A 24,562-nucleotide genomic window follows, 5' to 3' on the forward strand; every position below is an offset into this window, starting at 1 on the left:
TACCTTTACGGAAAAAGACACAATCTAGTTCAATCTTAAAAATCGATTGGTTTAATCTAAACAATCAATTTTATTTAATTATCCATTACCCTTATTGTATTAATCAAGCCAACGCAGAAGGTCGTTTTAAACGAAGCGTTGATTACTTTTTAAATACATTAAACCTAGTTGAGGAAATACCATGAGCACTTCATTAATAAATACTAAATTACAACCATTCAATGCAACCGCTTACCACAACGGTGACTTTGTAGAATTGTCTGAAAAAGATGTTCTAGGTAAATGGTCAATCTTCTTCTTTTACCCAGCTGATTTTACATTTGTATGTCCTACTGAACTTGGTGATGTTGCAGACTACTATGCACAACTTCAAGAAATGGGCGTAGAGGTTTACTCAGTATCTACTGACACTCATTTTACTCATAAAGCATGGCACGACACGTCAGACACAATTGGTAAAATTACTTACCCAATGATTGGCGACCCAACAGGACGTATTACACGCAGCTTTGGTGTAATGATTGAAGAAGAAGGCTTAGCACTTCGCGGTACATTTGTAATGAACCCAGAAGGCGAAATAAAAGTAATTGAAACTCACGATTTAGGTATTGGCCGTAGCGCTAAAGAACTTGTTCGTAAAGTACAAGCTGCACAATACATTGCAACTCACGACGGTGAAGTTTGCCCTGCATCTTGGCAGCCAGGTGAAGACACACTTGCACCTTCACTAGACCTAGTTGGTAAAATCTAAGTACCTGATTTTCCAATCAAGTAAGGGCAGGTTACTGCCCTTAAATCAACAAACGTACGCTTGTTGATGCCTCCTATATCAATATATTTGTTTAAGCACATGCATTATTTGGCATGGGAGGCCTGCTGTTTAAATTTTCCTAAAAGGGTTAAGTCATGTTAGATAACAACATAAAAAATCAATTAAAAAGCCATTTCGAATCGCTTACTCAACCTGTTGAGCTGCTTATTGCCTTGGATGACAGCAAAAAATCAGCAGAAGTAGAAAGCTTAGCAAACGATTTAGCCTCACTAAGCGATAAATTTACGGTAATAAACAATCCTGATACAAGCTCTCGTCGCCCATCAATGGTTGTACATTCACCTATTAAAAACACTCATATTACGTTTGCAGGCGTACCTATGGGTCACGAATTCACAAGTTTAGTGTTAGCACTTTTGCATACTGGCGGACACGCAAGTAAAGCTAAAAGCGAAGACATTGAGCAAATACAATCGCTCACTCAAGAGCTAAACTTTGAAGTATACATAAGTCTAAGTTGCCAAACGTGCCCGCAAGTCGTGCAAGCACTTAACACTATGGCTGCGACAAACAGTAATATTAAAGCCACCATGATTGATGGCGCATTATTTCAAGATGAAGTAGAAGAGCGAAATATTTTAGCTGTACCGGCTGTATATTTAAATGGCGAACCATTTAGCCAAGGTGCACTAAGCCTTACCGACATACTCAATAAAGTAGATAGCAAAGGGGCTGCTAAACAAGCCGCAGCGCTAAGCGAAAAAGACGAGTTTGATGTACTTGTAGTTGGTGGCGGGCCTGCGGGTGCATCGGCTGCGATTTACTCAGCGCGAAAAGGGTTAAATACAGGCATTGTGGCTGATAGATTTGGTGGACAAGTTGCCGATACATTAGCAATAGAAAACTTTATTTCGATTAAGGCGACTGAAGGGCCAAAATTAGTTGCTCAGCTTGAAGAGCACGTTAAAGAATACGATGTAGATGTAATGCACAATCAGCGTGCTGCGGCACTTGGTTATAACAATGGTTACGAAATTACACTAGAAAATGGCGCAATACTTAAAGCTAAATCGCTCGTACTTGCTACTGGCGCACGCTGGCGCGAAATGAACGTACCAGGTGAGCAAGAATATCGCGGCCACGGTGTGGCATATTGCCCGCATTGCGACGGCCCTTTGTTTAAAGGCAAACCTGTTGCTGTGATTGGCGGTGGTAATTCAGGTATAGAAGCGGCAATCGATTTAGCCAATATTGTGCAAAGCGTTACGGTACTTGAATTTGCAGACACATTACGAGCTGATGAAGTGCTTATTCGTAAAGCTAAAAGTATGGCAAATATTACTATTATCAAAAGTGCACAAACAACCGAAGTACTTGGTGATGGTAAAAAAGTAACTGGCTTAATGTACACAGATAGAGTGACAGGGGAGAGCAAAGAGCTTGAACTTGCCGGTATATTTGTACAAATAGGCTTAATACCAAATACCGAGTGGTTAAAAGACAGCGACCTTGAATTAAGTAAATTTGGTGAAATACTGATTGATGCTAAAGGCGCAACGTCATTACCAGGCATTTATGGCGCGGGGGATGCAACCAATACTCCGTTTAAACAAATTATTATTGCAATGGGCAGCGGTGCAACAGCAAGTTTAGGTGCATTTGATTATTTAATTCGCCACAGCGATGAAACCGAGCAAGATCAAAGCGCTGCATAGTTAACCAGAAATCTCTCTTGATATAACAGCGTTCACCCTTAGCTGTTTGTTCACCCAAGCCGCCCTTCTCCAAAGGCGGCTTTTTTATACTTAAAAATTAACATGCGATTTAATCGCAGCCACCACAATTGCTATCCGTATGAGACGTGCCACCGCTTACATAAATTGACGAGCCTGTAGTAGATTTAGCCTTTGTAACAAAAGTTGAGAGTAGTAAAATACTGATCCCCACAATGACAATAATTAATGCCTGCCATTGTTGAGTTGAAAAACCTTTGAATAGCACTACAGCTAATATAGCGAACAGTACGGTTCTAAACATATTTTTCATTGTTGAATTCTTTATACAATTATATTTTCTTATTAATGTTTGAGTTTCAGCCGCTCAGCAGCCGATGCAATCGCAATTTCTAATGAGTGCATTTTAAATGGTTTTGAGATAAACATATCCATACCAGCTTGTTTGCATGTTAGCTTATCTTGCGCTGATGTATTAGCTGTTAAGGCAACAATATAAGTTGAGTCATGCCTGCAAATGTTTTTTGAACGCAGTTGTTTTGTTGCCTCAAAGCCATCGAGTATAGGCATAATACAATCCATAAAAATAAGATCGTAGTGTTTTTGCTGACACTTTAATATGGCGTCTTGCCCATCAACTGCAAAGTCGGGCCTCACACTAAACTTATTTAATGATGCATCAAGTACTAATCTATTTATATCGTTATCATCAACAACTAAAACAGAAAGCTTGCAAGCATAAAGATTAACTTGCGATATGTTACTTGAGTGATGTATTTGTTCTTTGCCCGGTTTAATTGGAATACTCAGTAAAAAATGTGTGCCTTTATTTATCTCACTCTCTACTTTTATTGTACCGCCCATATATTCTACAAGTTCTTTAACTATTGCTAAGCCAAGTCCTGTTCCACCTTTGCTGTTTTTGGCGTCGACTTCTTGAGTGAAAGGCGAAAATAATGACTTTAAAAACCCACTTGTCATGCCTCTGCCTGTGTCATGCACTTCAATATTTAAAGTGAATTGATTACTCGCTTTAGTTATTGATGTTTGCAATTTTACCGACCCTTGCTCGGTGAATTTTAAAGCATTACTTAATAGGTTAGAGACTATTTGACTTAATCTTGTATTGTCTGAATAAGCCCAGCAATGGTCGGGTATATTGTTGCTAACTTTTAAGTCCACATTAGTATTTGTAAACAATGGGGTGTACAAGGAAGTAAGATCAGTAAAAATTGTTTTAAGTAAGAAATCGGTTGGTTCGAGTTTCAATTCACCATGATTGATTTTAGAAAAATCGAGTACTTCATTGATTATGCTCAGAAGAATGTCGGCACTGCGTAATGCAACTTTTATTTTTTCAGACCGTTTCTCTTCGTTTTGTTCATCTATTAATGTGGTTAGCATGCCTGTTATACCGTTGAGCGGTGTTCTTAGTTCATGACTTATTTTTGCAAGTAACATGCTTCTATCGTCAAGTAATCGTTCCGCTTCGGCCTTTTTATTTTTAAGTTCTTCTCTGAGGGTAACTGACTCTGTCACATCTTGAAATGTGCCAAAAAGTCTTACGCAAATACCGTCATCAAACTCAGCTTCGCCAAAAGTTGACACCCAAATATGTTGCTTTTTAGCTGTGATTATCTCCAGTTCTAAATGCCACTTTTCACCTGATTGTACGGCGAGTTCGACTGCTTTTGTTATACTATCTCTGCTTTGACCTTCTTTATAAAATTCAAGCGCAGAGTCTATTTTTGGTTGATAATTTTCGTCAACTTGATGGATGCGTTTAGTTTGTTGACTCCAATAAATATTATTATTAGTTAAGTCTACTTCCCACGTGCCTATATTAGCTACACTTTCTAGTTTCAATAAACTATTACTGTTTTTAGTGAGTTCTTCTCTTGTGATGCTGCGAGCAAATTCAGCCCCTAACCATTGTGCAAACAACTCAATGTAGTCGTAGGCGTCGTCTGAAAATACTGGTGATTCAGTTGCAGAAGAGAAGTTAACAGTACCGTATACATTGTTACCTACTTTTATAGGTGCACCAATGTACGATTCTAACTGAAAATTAATATAGCATGGGTGATCTGCAATTATGCTCTGTGATACTTTATGAAATGCAAGTGCGGAACCTGCCTCAAGTGTGTGTACGCAGTAGGTGCCATCCAGATCAAATTGAGTGCCTATTTTTAATTCGTTATTAGGGGTTATGGCATGTAACACTGAATAACAGTTATTTTCAACACGGCTAATGATTGCTAAATCGAGGTTAAAAACCTCGAGTCCGAACTCTAAAAGCTGGTGGGTTTTATCGTCAAAATTAAGGTCTTGATCCGATACTATATCGTGAAAACGTCTAAGAAAATTCAATAGAAAACATCCCTTAATTTTTTAGAATCTAATTAATATCTTGATATGGAACTAGCTAGTAAAGCAGCTTAACTAAAGATAGCGTTATTCAGCTTTTATTTGTAGTACTTGTTCAACATTTCTTACTGAATTTGAGCACAAAAGATTATTTATAAATCTTTTAATTATCAAATCATTATATTAATAAGTTGAATTGGGTGTGTACTCAGGGTTGATATCGCCGCCTACTTCTTCAGGATCAACATCGTTAATAAGCAGTGTTTCACGTACAGCTTCAATGTGATCAAGCACACTTTGGTAGCGCTCGCCATATTCATACTTTGTCACTTCAATCGCTTTAGGCATGTAAGTAAAGGCTATTTTAAGTGCGTGGAGTGCTTCTTCGTTTATTTTTTCGCTCATAATGTTCTCTTATGTGTAGGTTATAGCTAACCTGAGTTCTGGATAATAAATCTATCTCAAGCAGCTATTTTTAGCGCTAATTGCGTTGAATTTCCTTGCAATAGACCAGCTATTGACGCGTAAATTCGCCTTGTTTTCACCAAAAATTTCTAGCTAGAGAGAAATAGACTTAAATATCGTTATTATTTATAGTGTTTTTAAATCTCTTAACCAGAATTCAGGTTAGTTAATAAAATACCACCAAATACGATTCGGTAAAGACAAAACTAACAAAAGTGAAATTTTCTAGAAACCGTATGAATAGTTTAATAGAAAAATAAGTGACTATAAAAGGCTTTAAAAGGGCTGTTACGCCATCTAATGTTTAAGCAACTCGTAGCCTGAGGGAGTAGCTAATACAGGTAAGCCAAGAGAAAACGAAAAATCAAACTCGGCTTCACTGAAAAGGGGCATTACTGCGTACCTAAATTGCACTGCATAGCATAAAAGCTAATAAGAAAAACCAACCGTGTTTTTAGTATAAAAGCGGCTTAATTTGTTTAATAAATTGCATTAAGTAATAAATGCACAATATAATGGCAATTGTTATCATTTGCATGTGCGGTTTTGTATATGTTTAGGCAAATTTAATGAGCGAAGAATGGATAATAAAAAAACGTTTACAGCCACACGGCGAAGACACTTAATTGCGTGTGTATTAGCACTAATTACTGCGGTAATAATAATTCCGGGTATGACAACCTACTTACCGTTTCAAATGAATGAACAAATATTACTGCCTATTTTACTTTTTCCTGTTATTTGGACTGCGTTGTTTATTTATGCGTATTTGGCGCAAAAGGTATGGCAACCTTTTGTTGTGATGATTGTACTGTGTGTATCACATGGTTTATTGAGTTTTTGGGCGTTAACGCAGGGGCAGGGATGAAGTCGATCACTTTAAAAAAGCTATTTTTATTACATAGCTGGGTAGGAATTATTACTGCGGTACTGCTATTTATTGTTGCATTTAGTGGGGCATTAGCAGTGCTGTCGCGACCTGAGTTAAAAATATGGGCAAATCCAGAGCTACAATCTAGCCAACACGTTGCCAGCGCGCAAATTAATCGACTAGTAAATGAATACCATAAACAAGTACCTAGTGAATTTGGCGAAAACATTCATGTGTTTTTGCCAAGTGGACATAACTTTCATTTATTAACGTTGGTATTTGAATCTCACCATGGTGATGAAAATTACGACCAAGAGGTGGCCAGAGTATTTCAATTTCATCCCAATACATTGGCGCTGGAAAATACTTACTATGGGCCTAGTAAAGAATTTTACGCTAATAAAAAAACGGATGCGCCAACTTATATAGGCGAGTTTCATGCAGACTTGCATTTAGGGCGACCAATTGGGTTAATACTCACTGGGTTTTTAGGCCTAACGCTTTTAGTAAGTGCGGTTACAGGTTTGTTTATTCATCGTAAATTGATAAAAGAGCTTTTTACGTTTAGACGAAATAAAGGGTTAGATATTGCAGTCAGTGATGCTCACAAGGTTATAGGTATTTGGGGCAGCGTATTTAATATTGTGATTGGTTTTACAGGATCATTTTTAGGGCTCGCGACCATTATTTTACTACCAGCAGCTGCGTTTGTGAGCTTTGGTGGCGATCAAGATAAGTTAATAGAAACGTTTACCGCCATTCCTGAGCCGGTAGTTAGCCACATTAAGCAACCTACAAAAATAGACACTATTTTAGAGAATGCCCATAGCCGTTACCCTGAAGCAGTAATTAGGGATGTCACAATAATGGCGCATAACGATGCGAATGCGCAGGTGTATTTGCGTTTGTTAGGTGGCGAGGCTGTTGCTTCTCAGTTACTGCATTATCGTGGTAATGGTGAGTTTGTGCAGTCGATGAGTAGTTTTGGTGATATTTCGGGTGTATCAATACAAGTAATTGAGTTGATGTTTCCGCTGCACTTTGGGAACTTTGCAGGGGTGTTTGTAAAATTACTTTGGGTATTGCTTGGCTTAAGTACCGCGCTTTTACCTATTTCAGGGATGATGATGTGGCTGGCAAAGCGTACACGTGGCAGTAGCCCGTCGCTGAGTATGCAGGCATATGCACGATGGAATCGTTTTATTATTGGCAGTTGTGGAGGTTTGGTATTAGCAAGCTTTGTGTTATTTCCTTTACAAGTTGTACTTAATTATACCGTTATTGGTGTGGCGCAAAATAGCTTTTTTGGACCCGTGTTTTTTTATACGTGGTTGGCATGGTTACTCTTAAGTGTATTGCCTGTAGGTTATAAAAACTATTTTAAGCTGACTCTTTTGCTATGCGGCGCTTCGCTTGCGTTGGTGCTGCCGCTCAATATTATATTTGGCGTGAGCAATGTTATTAACCTTAATAGTACGTTTGTTGCGGTAGTAGATATAAGCTTTATGGTGGTGGGTATCGCGTGTATTTTTGCTGCCTTAAAAATAAAAAACACACAAAAATTACAAGCAGAGGTACAAACCGCATGAACGAGCTACTAATTACAATTGCAATGGTGAGTTTGCTACTAATGATGCTCAACATACGAAAAAATACACTAACAATAGTGACTAAAACATTTTTAAGTACACTGTTATTTGGTTTAGCGCTGATATGTTTTATGAGTATTTACGGTATTTTAGGCGGTGCAATATGCACCGTTGTCGGGGCCATGTTAGCTGGTTTACTAACTGCAGTTATTGCGGGTAAAGCACCGCAATTATTAGGTTAAAAAATGCAGTTATTTAGCTAAAAAGGCCTTAGCAGCATCAATCCCCATGTTGTAACCACTATTAAGTATTTCAAACTTTTTAGTGGTACGCCCAACTTTAAAGTTAGCAGGTGGTGCAATAATATTGATTTTGCAGTCATTTGGTGGATTCATAATAAAATCGATAGACTTATTATAAAAATCAGATCTACCTAATGTAGTTTGAATTAATGCGGGGTAGTCTTTATACATTTTTTTAGTAAGCCAAGGTGCTTTACTTGGTTTTTTACGATAGCCCAAACATTGAGACAAAATAACGGTGATTTCACGTGCGCCCATTTCGTAAGCTTTTATTACCGGAATTGAATCAGCAACCCCGCCGTCGGTCATCGCTATGCCATTAATAATAGGGTAGTCACGATATGCAATGGGTATAGCGCATGATGCTTTTAATTGATGCACCATATCGGCGCTGGTGGCTTTTAAATAGTGTGCTTTGCCTGATTCGATTGCCGTAGATACAATATAAAACTCGTGTGGAGTTTGTTCGAATACCTCTGTATGAAGGCGTATTTCGCGAATTGTTTCTTGCCATAACCAATCTAAATCAAATAAATGACCACCTTTAATAAAGCGCGCTAAATTAATAAATTCAGGACGGCATGAATAGTCAGTAATCACTTTATAATTTCGCATTGGTTGTTTGCATAAAAATGCGGCTATATTCGTTGCCCCGGCTGAAACACCAAAATAGCGTTCAAACGGTTGGTATTGTTGTTTTAAAAACTCATCAAGTACACCTGCGGCAAATATACCGCGCATTGCACCGCCTTCAACGACGAGTGTATTTTTATTATTGTTGTTCATGGTCAATCCTTTTATGAAATTTGATGTTATCAACTCAGTCTAAAAATTACTAATGGTGTTGATAAATTAAAGCCTGGTACACATCGCGAAATTCACTGTTTTCTGGTAAGGTTTAATATTACAAGGCTTTGTTAATAATAAAGAATAATTACTTATGTTTGATCCTAGCGTAACCATTTTTGAAAGCACACAGTATCAGCTTGCAGAAAGTCCACTTTGGCATCCTGTGCTGAATACTTTTTTTTGGGTCGACATAAATAAAAAATTACTTTTAAGCAAAAACATACACAGTGAAAGCCAACTAAAAACAGTTAATATGCCCGATACGCTCAGTGCAATCGCTTGGATTGATGAGCAGCACTTGCTGCTCTGTACAAGTACTGGCTTATATAAATATCATATTAATTCAACTACTCGACATCTTATTCTTAATATTGAAAATACACAGCTAAATAGGCGTTCAAACGACGGCCGTGCTGATCCATGGGGTGGCTTTTGGTTAAGTACAATGGATGTAAATGCTAAAAAAGGGGATGGTAAAATATACCGTTATTATAAACGCCAGCTTAAAGCCGTTGTAAATGGCTTGAGTATCCCAAATGGGTTGTGCTTTGATAAGCCACGTTTACGCGGTTATTACTGCGACTCTTTAACGAGCTGTATTTATGTATTAGATTTGGATGAGCAAACTGGCGAACCTTGCGCTGAGCCACGTGTTTTTTATCAATTTAATAATATGGATGTTGACCCCGATGGCTGCGTAACCGACAAATTAGGCAATTTGTGGCTAGCTGTGTGGGGAATGGGGTGTGTTATGTGTTTATCCCCAGACGGTGCGTTAATTAAAACGATAAAGCTTTGTGCAATAAAACCGACATGCGCTGCATTCGGTGGTAAAAATGCTGAGTTGTTACTTGTGACATCGGCGTTTGATGAGGCGGTTAATAATACTGTTAGTGAGCAAGGCGCTGTATTTCAAATCTCAGGCATAAAAAACGGGCAGTTTGAGCCGCCCGTTTTACTGTAATTTATTATACACAGTGCTTGTTTTAAAGTGATGATTAGCTTTTAGGCTTAACCCACATAACACCCACTTCTTTTTTGGTTACTAAGACTTCAGTACCGGCGCTAATTGGTTGCTCACTTTTGAGTTTCCAGCTAATACCTGAGTATTGATGTGTAGTTAAACCTTGTTCTGTTACATCGCTAGCAAGTACAAAAGTAAGTTCAGCAAAATCACTATTTACCTGTTTTTTATCTACGCGATTTTGCATTTGTTTTAATGGTTTCCAAAGTACAACCGCCAAGCCTGCGGTTACAACTGCGTTACTCCAAAGGGCTATGGTTAATGAGTCAGGTAAAATACCAAAACTCATTAATAATCCGGTAAGGAATAACGATAATCCAAAAAACAATAAAATAAATGTAGAAAGGCCAAGTACTGCTACTTCTATTATTAAAGCAACAATACCAAGTACCATAAGTGTTTGCGGTAAATTTTGCGTAATAAAATCCATACAAACCTCTTTATTTAGTTATTAACCCTGATGCTTTTTATTTAAGCTATTAATGATTGCCATACCTTGGGCAACCATTGAACTTGCATCTGTCGCGTTGTCTGGCAGTAATACAATTGATGACTCACGAGCAATGGCTTCTTTAGCAGCGATTGCTTTAGTTGCTAAGTCTAACTGAATTGCTTTTTGGCCTTGCTCTGTATCTGCGGCTTCACCTATTTTAATAAGTGCATTTGCTTGTGCTTCTGCAACCGTAGTAATAGCTGTTGCTTCACCTTCAGCGCGTAAAATTTGCTCGGCTTTGTTGGCTTCAGCAGCAAGTACTTGTGCTTGTTTTTTACCTTCAGCAACGTTGATATTTGCTTGGCGATCACCTTCTGACTCTAAAATTTGAGCTCGTTTAACACGCTCAGCTTTCATTTGTGCTTCCATCGCTTCCATAATAGAGTTAGGCGGCACAATATCTTTAATTTCGTAGCGAAGTACTTGAATACCCCAAGGCTCAGATGCCTGATTTATAGCTGCAACAATGTTTGTATTAAGTAAATCACGCTCTTCAAATGTTTTATCAAGCTCCATTTTACCTAATTCTGAACGCATGGTTGTTTGCGAAAGTTGTACAACCGCAAACGTATAGTCGTCAACGCCATACGTTGCTTTGTAAGGGTCTAGCACTCTAAAGTACAGTACGCCATCAACGATAAGTGAGATGTTATCTTTAGTGATAGCTGACTGCGATGGTACATCTTGAGCTTGTTCTTTTAAGCTACGATCAGCCGATATTCTATCAATAAATGGAATAATAAAGTTAAGGCCAGCTTCTTTAGTTGATTGGTACTTACCAAAACGTTCGATTAACCAAGCGCGATTTTGTGGTACAAATTTAACGCTACTTTTTAAAAGCACGATAACAAAAACAAGTAAAAAAGCCTCAACAGTAAAAACCATATCGAGAATTTGTGTGACTGGATCCATTTAAACATTCCTTATAATAATTAAACGCTGAGCAGTTGTATTGTTTATAATTTCAGCGTGTGTAGATTATCACTACTAAGGCGTTTTAACCACAAAAATAGGCACTAGAGAAGGGGGGGGATATAGCATTTTTTGAAAGTGCTGGCATTTTAATTTTATTAATTTTTACTGCACGAAACGGAAAGTTTACTTTCACAAAAATATTCTATTTTCAGTTTTATATTGGATGTAACTCAATAGGTGTATATTAATTTACTTAAATATAGGGCTATTTAACAATGAGAAAACCACCCCATAACGAGACAAAATTTTTATATCTATTTACTTAACTTTTTAGTGCGTTTAAGTGCGTAAAGTATTACAATTGATACTGTATATCATTACTCCTTCCAGTTGAGCCTTTTAATGGCTTACTTGCATTTTAAGTATAGGTAATTCAAGCACTTCATGACAGAGATCACTACACACCAAGCTTCACGCCGTAGGCTACTGATTGCCCTGGCTATCACGTGCTCATTTATGGTTATTCAAGTCATCGGGGCTTATTATTCAAATTCACTTGCGGTACTTGCTGATGCGGGTCATTTATTTGTCCATAATAGCTCACTTTTTATTGCTTTAATTGCGTCTAGCTTAGCGATTCATTTTGCTAAAACCTATAATGATGGACATCAACGGGCTGAGTTATTAGGTGGACTTGTAAATGGTGTTTTGTATTTAGCTATTAGCTTAATTATTTTGTATGAAGGCGGTGAACGGTTCATGCATCATAGTGAGGGGCATGAGCTTGCTATTAATAGTTATTTAATGTCGGTAATTGCGGGGATCGGGTTTTTGTTTCATGGTGCCGCTGCTTGGGTTTTATATAAAGGACGCAAAGCAAGTATTAATATCTATGCCGTATTCCTACACTCATTTTTTGATTTAATTTCTACTGTATCGACTTTTGTTGCTGGTGTGCTTATTTATTTTACTGGCTGGGATGTAATTGACATTCTATCTAGCATGTTGATTGCGTCGTTTGTTTTATTTACTGGTATTAAAGTAATTATTAGTTGTATTAAAGGTTTACGTTTAAATAAAACGCAGTTACCAAAAGCAATTGATATTGAAAACGAAATAACGCGTATGGAGCACGTGCATGATGTGCATAATGTCACTGTTACTCGTAAGTACAGAGGGATCGTAGTTGGTGCCCATGTTGTACTTAAACAGCACTGCACTATTGAAAAACACGACGAAGCGTGTCGCTTAAAAGTAGAGCAAGTGCTGTCAGACAAATTCAATGTTAAAAGTAGTGTGTTGCAAATAGAGAGCCATGCTGAGCATACGCATGTTCATTAATTTATGAACATGCTGGGCGTGATTTTATTTGCATACGAATTAGTAACATTAAATCAACCCCAAAATTTCTTCAAAACAACTATTTTTTCGTAACTCTTTGGCGCTCATTGGCTTTGCAAAGTAATACCCTTGTAGTACATGGCAACCTATATTTGCTAAAAATATCATTTGCTCTTGTGTTTCAACACCTTCGGCAATGCAATAAAGCTCTAAGTTTTCAGCTAACGAATATATCGTTTTAATAATAGATTCGTCGTCTTTATCAAAGCCAATACTATTAACAAAACTTTGATCAATCTTAATTACATCTATAGGGAACTGACTTAAGTACGTTAATGACGAGTAACCCGTGCCGAAGTCATCAAGCAGTAATTTGAAACCAGCTGCTTTTAAGTTTTGTAATTGTTTAGCTGCTTTAAACTTGTCTTCAAGTAAGATACTTTCTGTAATTTCAAGTCTGATCTGCCTTGGTGATATTTGTGATTTTGCTAATATATAGAGTAGCCGATCAGTTATATTAGCTTTTAAAATATGTTTAGGTGATAAATTCAAAGAAATATAAAACAATGGGTTATTGCTCAGAATTGGAGCAAGCTCAATAAATGCTCGTTTCATTGCTTGCTCTGTAATTTTTTCTATTAATCCTGTTTCTTCTGCGATAGGGATAAATACAGCAGGTGACACTAATTGACCTTTATTATCCCAGCGCATCAGTAGCTCTACGCCATTAATAGTTTTTGTTTTTATATCAACTATAGGTTGGTAATGATTAAAAAACCGATTGTCTTTTACGGCATCTTTTAAATCATTTTCAAGAATAAGCTTTTGTTTTATTTCTTCATTCATTTCTTCACTAAAAAATTTAAATCCATTTCTGCCAGCTTGCTTTGCATGCATCATCGCAACATCAGCATTTCGGATCAGTAGATCTGCATTTATAGCATCGAATGGATAAAGGGCAACACCAATACTGGCAGATATATTGATAGAGAAATCCTCAATAATGACTTTGCTTGCCAATTCGCGGCTAATTTTTTTTACTGTCTCAGTAAGCGACTTTAGTGAATCTACATGCTTTATCAGTACTAAAAATTCATCACCACTTTGGCGGCCAAGTGTTGCTTTGTTACTCAGTATATTTGTTACGCGTTCTGTAATATTACAAAGTAGCTTATCGCCTACGGCATGCCCAAATGAGTCATTAACGGGTTTAAATTTATCAAGGTCGATAAATAGTAGTGCACATTGCTTATTACTTTTGTCTGCATGATTAATCGCTTTTTCTATTTTTTGATGCATTAAACTACGGTTTGGTAAGCGTGTTAGGGGATCAAAGTTTGCTAGATAGCGAAGCTCGTTTTCTGCGTTTTTCTGTTCGGTTAAATCAGAAATAACGACAACGTAGTAGCTTACGTCATTGGTGTCTTTTGCTACTGCTGTAACGCTTATATGTATAGGATGTTCATTGTTTATTGCTGTGTTGATATAGGCATCTGTACGCCAATTTTGTGTTGGCTTTAACGCCTTTAATATTGCTGAATATTCTTTACACTTGGCTTTACCTATCGCTTTAATGAAAAGTTTAGGGTTTAATTCGGCAATAGATTTTTTGTTTGAAAATGTATTAATAAAGCTATTATTGGCTGAAAAAGGCATAAGTTGATCATCAAGGATCAATAGCCAATCGGTTATTTGACTAAAAACCTGACCAAGAATAGCCGCTTGTTGTTCATTGGCTCGCTGCTCTGTAATGTTTGTATAAATACCTGAAATATACAAAGGCTCAGAGGATTGTGGTTTATACACAATTTGGCCAAGGTCTTGATACCATAACCAATGACCTGTTTTATGGCGTAATCTATATGTAGCTTGCCAATTATTTTGCAAGCTTAGCGTATCGTTTTGCTGAGCATATGAAAGTAATTGCCCCTCAATTTGTCGGCGATCATCTGGATGTATCAAGGCTAAAAAATCATCTAGTTGAATACGTTTAGGTAAGTCTAAATAACCTAGCTCTTTTCCGCGTTGTGTGTTTACAGAGTTATCCTTAAAGTAATAGTTCCATACACCGCTTTTATTATTTTTAAGCGCAAGCTCAGTTTGCTTTTGCGAATCGATCGTCGCTCTGTGAGCTTTTCCAATCACAATTTGGCGACTGCGATACTGCCAAAAAAGTAAAGACAAAATGATGATAATACCGAATAAGTAGGCAGTATAGGCAATAGGTGATTGCCAAGGGGCATACGCTACATTAAAGTTGAATGTTTTTGGTATGCTTATATTAACTCCATCTCTGGTGTATGCCGATACAGTGAGAGAGTAATCGCCGGGTTGTAATTTAGTAAAAAAGACTTTATTTACTTTTAAATCATCATAGGTAAGCAAGGTTGGTCCTGATAAAGTGACTTTATAACGTACTTTGTCTTTGTTTTGATAATCAAAGATAGAAAAGCTAATCATCAGGCCCATATCTTTATGGCTAAGCATTAATGGCTTGTTAGTGTATTCATTTGGATAATAACTTAGGCTTTTTGAAAATAGGTCTATATCAGTAATTTCAAGGCTACTCTTTGAACTGGTAGTGATAAAATCAGATGGATCAAATACCTGTAGTCCAGAGTTACTGCCAAATGCGAGCTGATTATCTTGCAGTCTAACGGCTGAAATTGGCTCAAATTCATTTGTACTTAAACCATCTTCTATTGTGTAAGTATTAGTATTAAGCGTATCTAAATTGAGTTGATATAAACCATTATTACTACTAACCCATAAAAATCCGTTGTGATCATCTGCAAGCAACGAATAGATAGAATCAGTTCTCAGTGTGTTTTTTAAGCCTATATAATGTTTTCTTTGATACGTACTTGGGTTTACACCAATTAGCCCTTCCTGAGTAGTAGCTAGCCACAAAGTATCACGAGCTTCATCAAGGTAAATATTTTCTACTGTATGAAAAACATTATCTTTAGTGCTGTTCGATTGAAAAATAGTGGTGAGCTTTTGCGTTTTCTCATTATAGCGATATAGTCTTTTTGCAGTGCTCAATAGCAGCTCTTTAGGATGCGATTTCAATGGTTGGTGAAATGTATAAGCCTTTAGAGGGTTTACTTTGTCTTTCAATCCATTGATTACTCTGCTTTCTCCTGTTTTTCCACTATAGATATAAAAGTTTTCACTAGACATATAGGTAAAAACATCGGAGCTGAAAGGGGAAAACCCATATAAATTCTCACCATTCACGCCACTTTTTTTCTGGTTTCTTTTTTCGATAATTTTGCCGGTGCTTTTGTCAAATAGATCCAGTCCATTAAACCGCACTAACCAGAGGTACTTATCATCAAGCTGAGAAGGAAAAATGTCGTATACGGAATATTCACCATAAACCGCTTTAGAGTCAGTTGATTGCAAATATGTTTTACTGTCTTTTGTTGTTAAGTTGTAGCGAGTTAGACCATCGTTGGTGCCTAACCAAAGAATGTGATTTTTATCTTGATAAATTTTATTTATGGTATTGTTTTTAGGTAAGGTAATTTGCTTAAATCTACGATTCTGAGTTGCCCATGTAAGTACGCCTTGTGTTCGAGACGCGAGCCAAAGTACACCTGATCTATCAAGCATTAAATTGTTTATTGTATTTTCGGTGATGTTAAATTTGCTTTTATCAAAGCTTAAAATGAATTCTAATTGGGTTGTGTCTCTGTGATATTGAAACAAACCACTTTCAGTTGCAATAAACTCACCATATACAGTGTTCGCATAATCCCAAATATTATAATCAGCAATAAGAGTGGTAATCTGGGTAGGATCAATCTGTTTAGTGGTGTTAAATGCAATGCGATACATTCCTTCCACAGTGCCAATTAACAGCCCTAAGTCATCATCAATTGTTAAAAACTTGATGTCATTGTTGTCGACTGTTGTTTTTTTAGGTTGGTGAATTGTCAGCGGCGCCAGACTTTGTGTTTTTAAATTATACGTAAAAAGTCCATTATCTGTACCTATATAGAGTGTATTGTCGTAAATTTTGAGAGCTCTGATGTAATAATTTTTATTTTTTAGAGCAATTTTTAAGTCTAATTTTTTTTGATCATTATTAAAGCTAAATATTTTTTCGTTTATCGCAAAATAAAATGTATTTTCTAATTGTGTGATACTAGATATAGGAGAGAAATCTGTTTGTTTTTTATCTAGTTGACCCGAATAAATTTTTTCTGTTTTTAGGGTCAGCGGGTTAATCATGTATGCGCCAGATACATCGGTAGAAACAATTATTTGACCGTCTTGGGTTTTAAACAGTTTATTAATGTAGTCTTGGTCTAGGTCGAAACCTCCATCAAAGGTTTTTATTTGATAACCATCATATCTGTTTAGTCCTTGTGCCGTGGCAATCCAGATGTAACCAATATCATCTTGAATCGATTGCAGTGCATAACTTTGTGATAAGCCTTCATCAGTTGAGATGCGTTGTAGCTGTTGAGCATAATTTTGCGAAGCTGATACACTTCCTATGCAAAGAAAACAAACAGTGATGGTGAGGAAAAAAAACTTACTCCAATACACTTATAAACTCGCCCCATAATAAGTAGGATAGTATTGTAATATAGCATAAATTTAAATTTTGACTCGTATGAAAGATACATGAGTCAAACATTTTTTGGTGATTGAATTAAGTTAACTTTTAAATACTGGTGTTATAAACCCATGAGGTAAATATGAGTAGGGTATTCAATATTGATGCTTCACAAAGTGTGCTTTTAGTGATTGATTTGCAAAGCAAGTTGGCACCTGCGATAGAGTGTTTTCCTACAATCTTGAGCTGTACTTTACAGCTGGCTCAAACGAGCCTTATACATGGTATACCCGTTTTAATTACAGAGCAGTATAAAAAAGGCTTAGGTGGCACACAAGATGAAATAAAAGCGCTTTTACCAAAAGCAACGTATTTCGATAAAACACATTTTAGTGCCTGTGCCGAACCTGGTTTTCTGGCGAGTATGAAGCAGTTTGCTCGGCCTCAGATAATTGTTGTTGGTACTGAAGCACATGTTTGTGTATTGCAAACATGTTTAGATCTTTTACAAAGCGGGTTTGACGTAATTGTGATTGCAGATGCCGTTGGTTCTAGAAATGAAAAGCATAAGCAAATTGCTATTGATCAATTACAACAAGCGGGTGCTATAATTTCGTGTGCTGAAACTGTTATTTTTCAATGGGTAAAAAATTCAGCAACGACAACATTTAAAGAAGTTTTGTCTATAATAAAATAATGAATAGACCCTGCTTTAAATTAAAAATAAAGCGGATAAATAAATTCACCAAATTTTCCTGATTCCAATGAACTTATTGGCGTTTAACTACGTATGAATCGGGCTTAACTTATAAATCAAAAGTAGTAAGGTTTTTATGTCTAATGTTTCTAGGTTATTTACAATTATATTTAGTCTGCTATTTATTGAATCAATAGTTTTAGGCTTATATTTTGATACGTTGATGCAAGCTTTTGTTGTAGGTTTGCCACTTTGTTTGTTACCTATTTGGTTACTCAACACAAATGTAAATAGTCAAATAACACCACATATTGTTGCAGCAGCAACTATGATGTTTTCTTTTTTGCATATACAACAAACGTTTGGTCTGATTGAAGTGCATTTTGAAATATTTATTTTAATGCCCATGCTAATCGTATTTGTACAATGGCGTGTATTTATAACTGCAATTTTATTTGTCGCTGTCCATCACTTTTCTTTTTATTACTTACAAACTCAAAATACAGGTGTGTATGTATTCGACCCTGACAGACTTGCTTTTACAACGGTACTTATCCATGCCGGGTATGCAATAGTTGAAGTAATCGTAGCTGGGTATATCGCAGTAACATTACGACGAGAGCGTAGAGCTGGTTTATCGCTAAGCTATGCAACAGAGCAAATAATGCAAGACCCTGCTCACATTAAGCTTTCTTTACGGGCTGACGCTACTGAAAGTGAAGCTGTTTTAGGTTTTAATACGTTGCTCGACTATTTATCTGATGTAATTAAAGAAGTGCAGACACAATCTGACTCTTTACAAGGTAACTCTCAAGAGTTGATTCAAGTACAGGCTCAATTAGCTGACGGGGCACAGCAACGAACACAACAAACTGATGATATTGCCAGCTCGGGTGCCCAAGTTGCGCATGGCTTTAAACTTGTAGAGCAAGAAAGTGAGATTTTAAAACATCAAGTAGATAACATCACCCAAGCCGCAAGTGATGCCCTGCATGAAGTGCTACAAACTGACAGTAAGAGTAGAGAACTACTAACTCTTTTAAATCATACTGAAGAGCAAATTAATCATTTAGTTGCCGCTGGGGATGTTATTTCAAGTCTTCTTAATGAAATATCAGGTATTGCTGAACAGACTAATTTATTAGCATTAAATGCGGCAATTGAGGCTGCGAGAGCGGGTGAGCACGGCCGTGGCTTTGCTGTGGTTGCTGATGAGGTTAGATCACTTGCGAATAACAGTAAAGCGACGACAGACAAAATTAGCCTTACATTAAAAGATTTAGTTAATAACAGTAAAACATCAACCCAGTCTATGAGCCAATGTGTTGATTTTGTTGTTGATTTAACGCATATAAGTACTGCAATGAAAGAGAATATTTCTGCAATGAGCGAGCAAATTGCTGCGGTATCTACAAGTACAAATTCGGTATCACAGGTTGTTGCAGAACAAGCAGTAAACACCTCGCAAATAGCTACGAGCACTGATCATATGCGAAAAAATCAATATGAAGACACTAAAATAGTTCAACAACTGACCTCTAAAGTACAATTAATACATGTCAGTATTGACGTGCTAGAGCAAAGTATTGCCAAATTTAAATAAGGTTAATTATTGGAATGCCATACTTATCATTGTGTGGTTTAGCGTTGTTATAACTGGGCTGGTGTATTTTCAATTAGGGCAGTTAAAAACTTTTGATAGCGCTAAAGTATTTATGCAAAAAAGTTGGTTTAATGACTTTAAACAACAGATTGTGTGGGACAATAAAGATACAGCGTCGCTGCTACTCGTTACTGAGGAAAGTTGTGGCTGTTTTACGCAGGCTAAGCCGCATATAAATTCACTCACTACTTTTGCCAAAAGCAAAGGACTTGGTGTTGTGCAGGTTCAACTAACGCAGCAATTGAAGCGAGTTGTACCTGCTACGCCTGCTGCTGTCATTATAGATAAGCACGGGCAATTTGTTTATGCAGGGCCATTGTCTGAAGGATTAGCGTGTTCACAGGGGAGTGGCTTTGTTGAAACAGTCATTACTAATTTGGCTTCAGGTTTTAATTCTGAGTTATTAATTACTGACACAAAGGGCTGTTATTGCACAAATAACGAATCATAAACACGCCTCGTTAAGTAATTACGTTATTGCAAGTGAGATTTATTTTCATTATCATGCCCGCACCGTATTTTTGCCTATTTAATTCTAATGAAATTTTCTCTTTTATCTCTTGCAATCACATCTATTATTTTCAGTTCTGTAAACGTAATCGCTAGTGAAGTAGAACAAACATCACTTAATTCATTAAACAAAGCTGAAAACGCTATTGAGACTATTGAAGTAACGGGTCGCGCTTTTTCATTATATCGACCAACAGAGTCAGCATTTGGCACACGCACCAATACTCCACTAGAAAAAATACCACAATCAATTCAAATATTGCCACAAGCTTTAATAAGTGACCAAGCTGCACGTCAAATTACCGATTTATACAGTAATATCGCAGGTGTAAATGGTTTTAGCTATTCGGGTGTTACTTTTAGAGGATTTCGCCAAGACGAAATTTTATATGATGGCGTAAAAGGTGATCCGTTTAATGGCTTTGCTGTTCCGCAGTTATTTAATATTGAGCAAGTTGCTGTGTTAAAAGGTCCCAGTGGGGCAGTTTATGGAAGCGGTAATCCTGGTGGGATTATTAATTATATGACTAAAAAGCCACAATATGACGCTAATACTGCCATTGAATTAGAAATCGGGAATGATGACTTTATAAGTGGCGCATTCGAATCAACGGGTAGCGTGAATGATGAGCAAACGCAAGCTTACAGAATTGGTATTTACAAAGATAGTCAAAACCCGTTTAGATATAACACGGCAGAAGATAATACCATTATAGATTTAGGCTATCGCTTTGATTTTAATGATGAGTCTAATCTTGTGCTGCAATATACTAATATAGATCAAGATTTAGGAGGAGCACGTTTACGTGGTGTGCCTGTTGACGAAAATGGTGATTTTATTGCAAGTAGAGATTGGAATCATAATGAAGCAACTGACTATCAAAAAATGTCTGCGGACGTATACCAAGCAACGTATAAAAACCAATTAAGTGATGTGTTTAGCTTAGATGTTACGACTCGTTATTTTACCAATGAAGAGCAACAAAACTATCATGAGCCACGTGGCTTGTCTGATACCGATAATGATGGTGTTGTTGATTGGAGTGAACGCGAATTTAGAGATCAAAAGCGCGAGAATGAAGGGCTAAGTATTACCGCTAATTTAATTGCTGAAACAACTATAGCCAATATGGAACATATGTTTTTAGTGGGCTCTGATTGGTACTCATCAAAATTTGATGCCGTGTACCGCACTGCGACTCAACAAAGTAAAGGCGGCCCTGTACCTGGACTCTCGCTGATTGATCCACAATATGGTTTAACATCGGCGGCTAATTACGACTTAGAAAATATAACACCGCGAATTATAAGCACAGACTCAAAAAGGTTAGGTATTTATATACAAGACCAAGTAGATATCACTGAAAAATGGAATATAACCGCAGGCTTGCGCTACGATCATTTTGAAGACACGGATAAAGTATCTAACGTTGAGTTCTCTGATAGCGATGTTACTTTTAGGGTAGGTACTAGCTACAATATTAGCGATACTTTTTTTCCTTATGCTTTATATGGCACCGGTTTTTTACCGCAAGATGCAGCAAGCCAGTCGCAAGAAGTTGGTGGACCATTTGAGCCTGAAAACAGCCATATTACAGAGCTAGGTTTACGTACTAAGTTACTTGATGACTCGTTAGCCATTAATATTGCGACGTATCAGATTATTCGTAAAAATATATTACAAACCAGCTTATTGCAAAACGACACGGGAATTGATCAACTTGAATCCCTAGGTGAAGTACAAAGTGATGGTTTTGAGCTTGAGATAGTGGGTGATATAACTGACAAGTGGGTTGTAACCGCAAGTTATGCGTATAACGACACGCGTATTAATGAGCAAAGTGAAGATTTTTCTGCGCAAGCAGAAGGCACTGATAAATTTGCAAATGCCCCACAAAATACAGCTGGCTTATGGACGCGCTACGATTTACCAAACATCAACTCATCAATAGCTGCAGGGCTTGACTATGTTGACGAACAAGTAAGCCTTGATGGCGCACACGTTAAACCATATACAATTTATAACATGGCCTGGAAAACGCAAGTAGAAAACTGGACATGGCAAATATCAGTTAAAAACGTCTTTGATAAAGAATATGCATCGAGTGGCTTTATTGACCGTACTGGGCATTTTCCTGGTGAGCCAAGACGCGTATATTTATCTGCAAAATATCAGTTTTAATACCAAAGTACCTCTAAGATAAAAGTACGAAAGCTCAATAATATTGAGCTTTCGTTTTAAATTAAATGTAGTTAAGGTTGGAAATAGCTGCTTGAGATAGGTTTATTCTCCGGAGTTTAGGTTAAATAGTAGCAAAGCCATATAACCCTAGTAAAACAAATACACTGGCCGAAACTGCACGCACTGTATTTAATGGCACTTGGCTTAAAAGCGCATTACCTGCAAAAATAACAGGTATATTTGCTATTAACATACCCAGTGTAGTGCCAAGAGTAACCCACAAAATTGATTGGTATTGCGCGCCTAATAGAATGGTTGCTATTTGTGTTTTATCACCAACTTCGGCAATAAAAAACAATATACACGCGACAAAAAAAGCACCATATTTATCGTGCTTATGGCTAATTTTTTCATCCTTATCAGGAATAAGCAGCCAAAGGCCAACGCCAATAAAACTAACATTAACAATCCATGGCATGTACTGAGTTGCAAAGTTATTGCTCAGCCAATTTCCAAACCAAGCACTGAGGCCATGGTTAATAATAGTTGCGGCTAATACACCTAAAATAAGTGCTATTTTATTGTGAAAACGGACGGCAAGTACTAACGATAAAAGCTGTGTTTTATCGCCTATTTCAGCTAAGGCTACGGTGACGGTTGATGTGAAAAAAACTTCCATAAATATTACTTACAGGCGGGAATATTAAACCAAGGCAAACAACTATCTCCCGCCATGAGGATAGTGCCTACCTAGGTCTCGCCGATAATGCTGCTACAACATTACAAACTTACCATGCACGTGAGGTGCAATTATGTTGATAAGTTTACTCGTTTATCAATTAATTAAAATATAAGTGCTCTAGTTCACTAACTAGTTATTTATTGTAATTGACAGTACTGAGTGGGCTACTCCCCCAAGAGAAATTGCATTATTCCATAAATTTTTTATTCGGTAAATATTAAGAAGAGTATGGCGTTTGCTTTTATTTTAAAAAATGAATAAAAAGCAGACGCTATAAATAGCATCTGCTTTTACATATTTAAAATCAATTAGTTAAACCATAGTGAGCTTTGAAATTTACTTAAGCCTGAGGTTTAATTAAGTATTTTTCACCGGTTGCTTGTTTAGAGTAAGCTGCAATTGATTTTAAATGCAATACTTCAGCTAATGACACTTCATGTGTGTAGTGACTTGCAAATGTGGTAGTAATTTCATTTGCAACACGTTCGCGCATCGCCATTACTGTATTAGTTCCTAATTTACCTAATGCATTAAATAATAAAAATCCATTTACAGCCCAAGCAAAACCAAAGTTACGGTTTAGCGTAATTGGGCCTCGATCTAATGCACCATAAATATAAACTTGCTTGAATGTGTCAGAGCCATAAATAGTGTGCTCTTTCATATCACGAGTTGCAGCAACTTCCATACAATTAAGAATATCACTTGTTAATTGACCACCGCCAATGGGGTCAAACGCAATCGTTGCACCCGTTTCAATAATTGCCGCCGTTAAGTCCGAAAGAAAAGAGTCGCTACTTGAGTTAACAATATATTTTGCACCCATGTTACGTAATAGTGTTTCTTGTTCTGCTTTACGCACAATATTTATTAAATCAATACCATCGGCAATACAAATACGGTTTAACATTTGACCTAGGTTAGAAGCTGCTGCGGCATGTATAATGGCTTTATGACCCTCAGCGCGCATGGTTTCTACCATTGCTAGTGCGGTAAGCGGGTTAACAAAAGATGACGCACCTTCTTTAGCTGTAGTCCCTTCTTTTAATTCTAAACAGCTCTGCACATTGGCACATATAAATTGACGATAAGTTCCTCCACCAATTACAGCTACGGTTTTACCTATTAATGCTTGTGCTGCGGGCGATGAGCCAGCAGCAACAACAGTCCCAGCACCTTCATTTCCAACTGGCGTTGCTTTATCAACTCGCGTTTTAAGTGTGGGCATAAATTGAGCCGGAACATCAGCTGTAATAACAGGGTTTTGCACAGTACCTGATTGCACCGCTGTAGATATATCAGCTGCGCTGAATAAAACGCCTAAGTCTGAAGGGTTTAGTGGAGCAGCTTCAAGACGAACAACAACCTCATCGGGGCCTGGTTGCGGCATTTCGATGTTTTTTAAAGCAAGTGTTAGCTTACCATTTTCACTAATAGTTGAAGTAAGTTGAATATTTGTATCAGTCATTTGGGTCAC

20 protein-coding genes are annotated in these 24,562 nt (G+C 37.1%); 11 read left to right on the plus strand and 9 right to left on the minus strand.

The window, feature by feature from the left end; all coding sequences use genetic code 11:
- Positions 1-181 precede the first annotated feature (181 nt).
- Entirely contained in the window at positions 182-751 is a 570-nt protein-coding gene (gene ahpC / locus DC53_RS06910; RefSeq protein WP_033030722.1) for an alkyl hydroperoxide reductase subunit C, read from the plus strand.
- 155 nt (positions 752-906) lie between these two features.
- On the plus strand, positions 907-2,487 hold the full coding sequence (ahpF, locus tag DC53_RS06905; protein WP_033030724.1) for an alkyl hydroperoxide reductase subunit F: 1,581 nt from the start codon (positions 907-909) through the stop codon (positions 2,485-2,487).
- A gap of 109 nt (positions 2,488-2,596) precedes the next feature.
- On the opposite strand, the gene DC53_RS06900 is transcribed toward ahpF, so the two are convergent.
- From DC53_RS06900 to DC53_RS06890, 3 genes are all read right to left on the minus strand, one after another.
- Positions 2,597-2,818: a hypothetical protein gene (locus DC53_RS06900; RefSeq protein WP_033030728.1), complete on the minus strand. Its 222-nt coding sequence runs from the start codon at positions 2,816-2,818 to the stop codon at positions 2,597-2,599.
- 32 nt (positions 2,819-2,850) lie between these two features.
- Positions 2,851-4,875, minus strand: a complete 2,025-nt coding sequence (locus tag DC53_RS06895; protein WP_033030730.1) for a hybrid sensor histidine kinase/response regulator — start codon at positions 4,873-4,875, stop codon at positions 2,851-2,853.
- Positions 4,876-5,055: 180 nt separating this feature from the next.
- A complete protein-coding gene (locus DC53_RS06890; RefSeq protein ID WP_007375621.1) occupies positions 5,056-5,277 on the minus strand; it encodes a hypothetical protein in 222 nt (73 codons plus the stop codon).
- A gap of 640 nt (positions 5,278-5,917) precedes the next feature.
- Here DC53_RS06890 and DC53_RS06885 point away from each other — a divergent pair.
- Genes DC53_RS06885 through DC53_RS06875 form a run of 3 tightly spaced genes read left to right on the plus strand, consistent with a single transcriptional unit; the run spans position 5,918 to position 8,039 of the window.
- On the plus strand, positions 5,918-6,205 hold the full coding sequence (locus DC53_RS06885; protein ID WP_007375620.1) for a hypothetical protein: 288 nt from the start codon (positions 5,918-5,920) through the stop codon (positions 6,203-6,205).
- Positions 6,202-7,797 (plus strand): PepSY-associated TM helix domain-containing protein, encoded by a 1,596-nt coding sequence (locus DC53_RS06880; protein WP_204247244.1) that lies wholly within the window; start codon positions 6,202-6,204, stop codon positions 7,795-7,797. The genes DC53_RS06885 and DC53_RS06880 overlap by 4 nt, the downstream gene beginning before the upstream one ends.
- Positions 7,794-8,039 carry a hypothetical protein gene (locus tag DC53_RS06875; RefSeq protein ID WP_008134420.1) on the plus strand — a complete coding sequence of 82 codons (246 nt, stop codon included), beginning with the start codon at positions 7,794-7,796 and terminating at the stop codon, positions 8,037-8,039. The genes DC53_RS06880 and DC53_RS06875 overlap by 4 nt, the downstream gene beginning before the upstream one ends.
- 9 nt (positions 8,040-8,048) lie before the next feature.
- Here the strand turns inward: DC53_RS06875 and DC53_RS06870 are convergent, their stop codons facing one another.
- Positions 8,049-8,885, minus strand: coding sequence for a patatin-like phospholipase family protein (locus tag DC53_RS06870; RefSeq protein WP_033030734.1), 837 nt, complete (start codon positions 8,883-8,885; stop codon positions 8,049-8,051).
- A gap of 154 nt (positions 8,886-9,039) precedes the next feature.
- Here DC53_RS06870 and DC53_RS06865 point away from each other — a divergent pair, with 154 nt between their 5' ends.
- Positions 9,040-9,912 (plus strand): SMP-30/gluconolactonase/LRE family protein, encoded by an 873-nt coding sequence (locus tag DC53_RS06865; protein ID WP_007375616.1) that lies wholly within the window; start codon positions 9,040-9,042, stop codon positions 9,910-9,912.
- Between the two features lie 34 nt (positions 9,913-9,946).
- Here the strand turns inward: DC53_RS06865 and DC53_RS06860 are convergent, their stop codons facing one another.
- Complete coding sequence (locus tag DC53_RS06860; RefSeq protein WP_008134418.1) at positions 9,947-10,402, minus strand: NfeD family protein; 456 nt, start codon at positions 10,400-10,402, stop codon at positions 9,947-9,949.
- A 21-nt stretch (positions 10,403-10,423) separates the two neighbouring features.
- A complete protein-coding gene (locus tag DC53_RS06855; protein ID WP_033030736.1) occupies positions 10,424-11,377 on the minus strand; it encodes an SPFH domain-containing protein in 954 nt (317 codons plus the stop codon).
- 447 nt (positions 11,378-11,824) lie between these two features.
- Here DC53_RS06855 and DC53_RS06850 point away from each other — a divergent pair, with 447 nt between their 5' ends.
- Positions 11,825-12,721, plus strand: a complete 897-nt coding sequence (locus tag DC53_RS06850) for a cation diffusion facilitator family transporter (protein WP_033015172.1) — start codon at positions 11,825-11,827, stop codon at positions 12,719-12,721.
- Between the two features lie 48 nt (positions 12,722-12,769).
- On the opposite strand, the gene DC53_RS06845 is transcribed toward DC53_RS06850, so the two are convergent.
- On the minus strand, positions 12,770-17,281 hold the full coding sequence (locus DC53_RS06845; RefSeq protein ID WP_033030738.1) for an EAL domain-containing protein: 4,512 nt from the start codon (positions 17,279-17,281) through the stop codon (positions 12,770-12,772).
- Between the two features lie 152 nt (positions 17,282-17,433).
- On the opposite strand from DC53_RS06845, the gene DC53_RS06840 reads away from it, so the two are divergent.
- The 4 genes from DC53_RS06840 to DC53_RS06825 all read left to right on the plus strand — a co-directional run bounded on the left by DC53_RS06840 (position 17,434) and on the right by DC53_RS06825 (position 22,343).
- Positions 17,434-17,988, plus strand: coding sequence for an isochorismatase family protein (locus DC53_RS06840; RefSeq protein WP_033030740.1), 555 nt, complete (start codon positions 17,434-17,436; stop codon positions 17,986-17,988).
- Between the two features lie 136 nt (positions 17,989-18,124).
- Positions 18,125-19,591 (plus strand): methyl-accepting chemotaxis protein, encoded by a 1,467-nt coding sequence (locus tag DC53_RS06835; RefSeq protein WP_033030742.1) that lies wholly within the window; start codon positions 18,125-18,127, stop codon positions 19,589-19,591.
- Complete coding sequence (locus DC53_RS06830) at positions 19,575-20,102, plus strand: DUF6436 domain-containing protein (protein WP_007375609.1); 528 nt, start codon at positions 19,575-19,577, stop codon at positions 20,100-20,102. Before DC53_RS06835 ends, DC53_RS06830 begins: the two co-directional genes overlap by 17 nt.
- Before the next feature lie 87 nt (positions 20,103-20,189).
- The gene (locus DC53_RS06825; protein WP_033030744.1) at positions 20,190-22,343 is read left to right on the plus strand and encodes a TonB-dependent siderophore receptor; all 2,154 of its coding nucleotides are present in this window, start codon (positions 20,190-20,192) and stop codon (positions 22,341-22,343) included.
- 121 nt (positions 22,344-22,464) lie between these two features.
- Here the strand turns inward: DC53_RS06825 and DC53_RS06820 are convergent, their stop codons facing one another.
- Together DC53_RS06820 and DC53_RS06815 are read right to left on the minus strand one after the other, a co-directional pair.
- Positions 22,465-23,022, minus strand: a complete 558-nt coding sequence (locus tag DC53_RS06820) for a TMEM165/GDT1 family protein (protein WP_033030746.1) — start codon at positions 23,020-23,022, stop codon at positions 22,465-22,467.
- Between the two features lie 403 nt (positions 23,023-23,425).
- On the minus strand, positions 23,426-24,553 hold the full coding sequence (locus tag DC53_RS06815) for a zinc-binding dehydrogenase (protein ID WP_033030748.1): 1,128 nt from the start codon (positions 24,551-24,553) through the stop codon (positions 23,426-23,428).
- Between the last annotated feature and the right edge of the window lie 9 nt (positions 24,554-24,562).

It is taken from the genome of Pseudoalteromonas fuliginea, from assembly GCF_000690055.1.
Classification (GTDB): Bacteria; Pseudomonadota; Gammaproteobacteria; order Enterobacterales; family Alteromonadaceae; genus Pseudoalteromonas; species Pseudoalteromonas fuliginea.

Coding starts and splice junctions, on each gene's coding strand:
- DC53_RS06835 (WP_033030742.1), top strand. CDS start 18,125: ATGTCTAATGTTTCTAGGTTATTTACAATTATATTTAGTCTGCTATTT.
- ahpF (WP_033030724.1), top strand. CDS start 907: ATGTTAGATAACAACATAAAAAATCAATTAAAAAGCCATTTCGAATCG.
- DC53_RS06840 (WP_033030740.1), top strand. CDS start 17,434: ATGAGTAGGGTATTCAATATTGATGCTTCACAAAGTGTGCTTTTAGTG.
- DC53_RS06850 (WP_033015172.1), top strand. CDS start 11,825: ATGACAGAGATCACTACACACCAAGCTTCACGCCGTAGGCTACTGATT.
- DC53_RS06825 (WP_033030744.1), top strand. CDS start 20,190: ATGAAATTTTCTCTTTTATCTCTTGCAATCACATCTATTATTTTCAGT.
- DC53_RS06820 (WP_033030746.1), bottom strand. CDS start 23,022: ATGGAAGTTTTTTTCACATCAACCGTCACCGTAGCCTTAGCTGAAATA.
- DC53_RS06870 (WP_033030734.1), bottom strand. CDS start 8,885: ATGAACAACAATAATAAAAATACACTCGTCGTTGAAGGCGGTGCAATG.
- DC53_RS06865 (WP_007375616.1), top strand. CDS start 9,040: ATGTTTGATCCTAGCGTAACCATTTTTGAAAGCACACAGTATCAGCTT.
- DC53_RS06855 (WP_033030736.1), bottom strand. CDS start 11,377: ATGGATCCAGTCACACAAATTCTCGATATGGTTTTTACTGTTGAGGCT.
- ahpC (WP_033030722.1), top strand. CDS start 182: ATGAGCACTTCATTAATAAATACTAAATTACAACCATTCAATGCAACC.
- DC53_RS06860 (WP_008134418.1), bottom strand. CDS start 10,402: ATGGATTTTATTACGCAAAATTTACCGCAAACACTTATGGTACTTGGT.
- DC53_RS06815 (WP_033030748.1), bottom strand. CDS start 24,553: ATGACTGATACAAATATTCAACTTACTTCAACTATTAGTGAAAATGGT.
- DC53_RS06885 (WP_007375620.1), top strand. CDS start 5,918: ATGGATAATAAAAAAACGTTTACAGCCACACGGCGAAGACACTTAATT.
- DC53_RS06890 (WP_007375621.1), bottom strand. CDS start 5,277: ATGAGCGAAAAAATAAACGAAGAAGCACTCCACGCACTTAAAATAGCC.
- DC53_RS06880 (WP_204247244.1), top strand. CDS start 6,202: ATGAAGTCGATCACTTTAAAAAAGCTATTTTTATTACATAGCTGGGTA.
- DC53_RS06875 (WP_008134420.1), top strand. CDS start 7,794: ATGAACGAGCTACTAATTACAATTGCAATGGTGAGTTTGCTACTAATG.
- DC53_RS06900 (WP_033030728.1), bottom strand. CDS start 2,818: ATGAAAAATATGTTTAGAACCGTACTGTTCGCTATATTAGCTGTAGTG.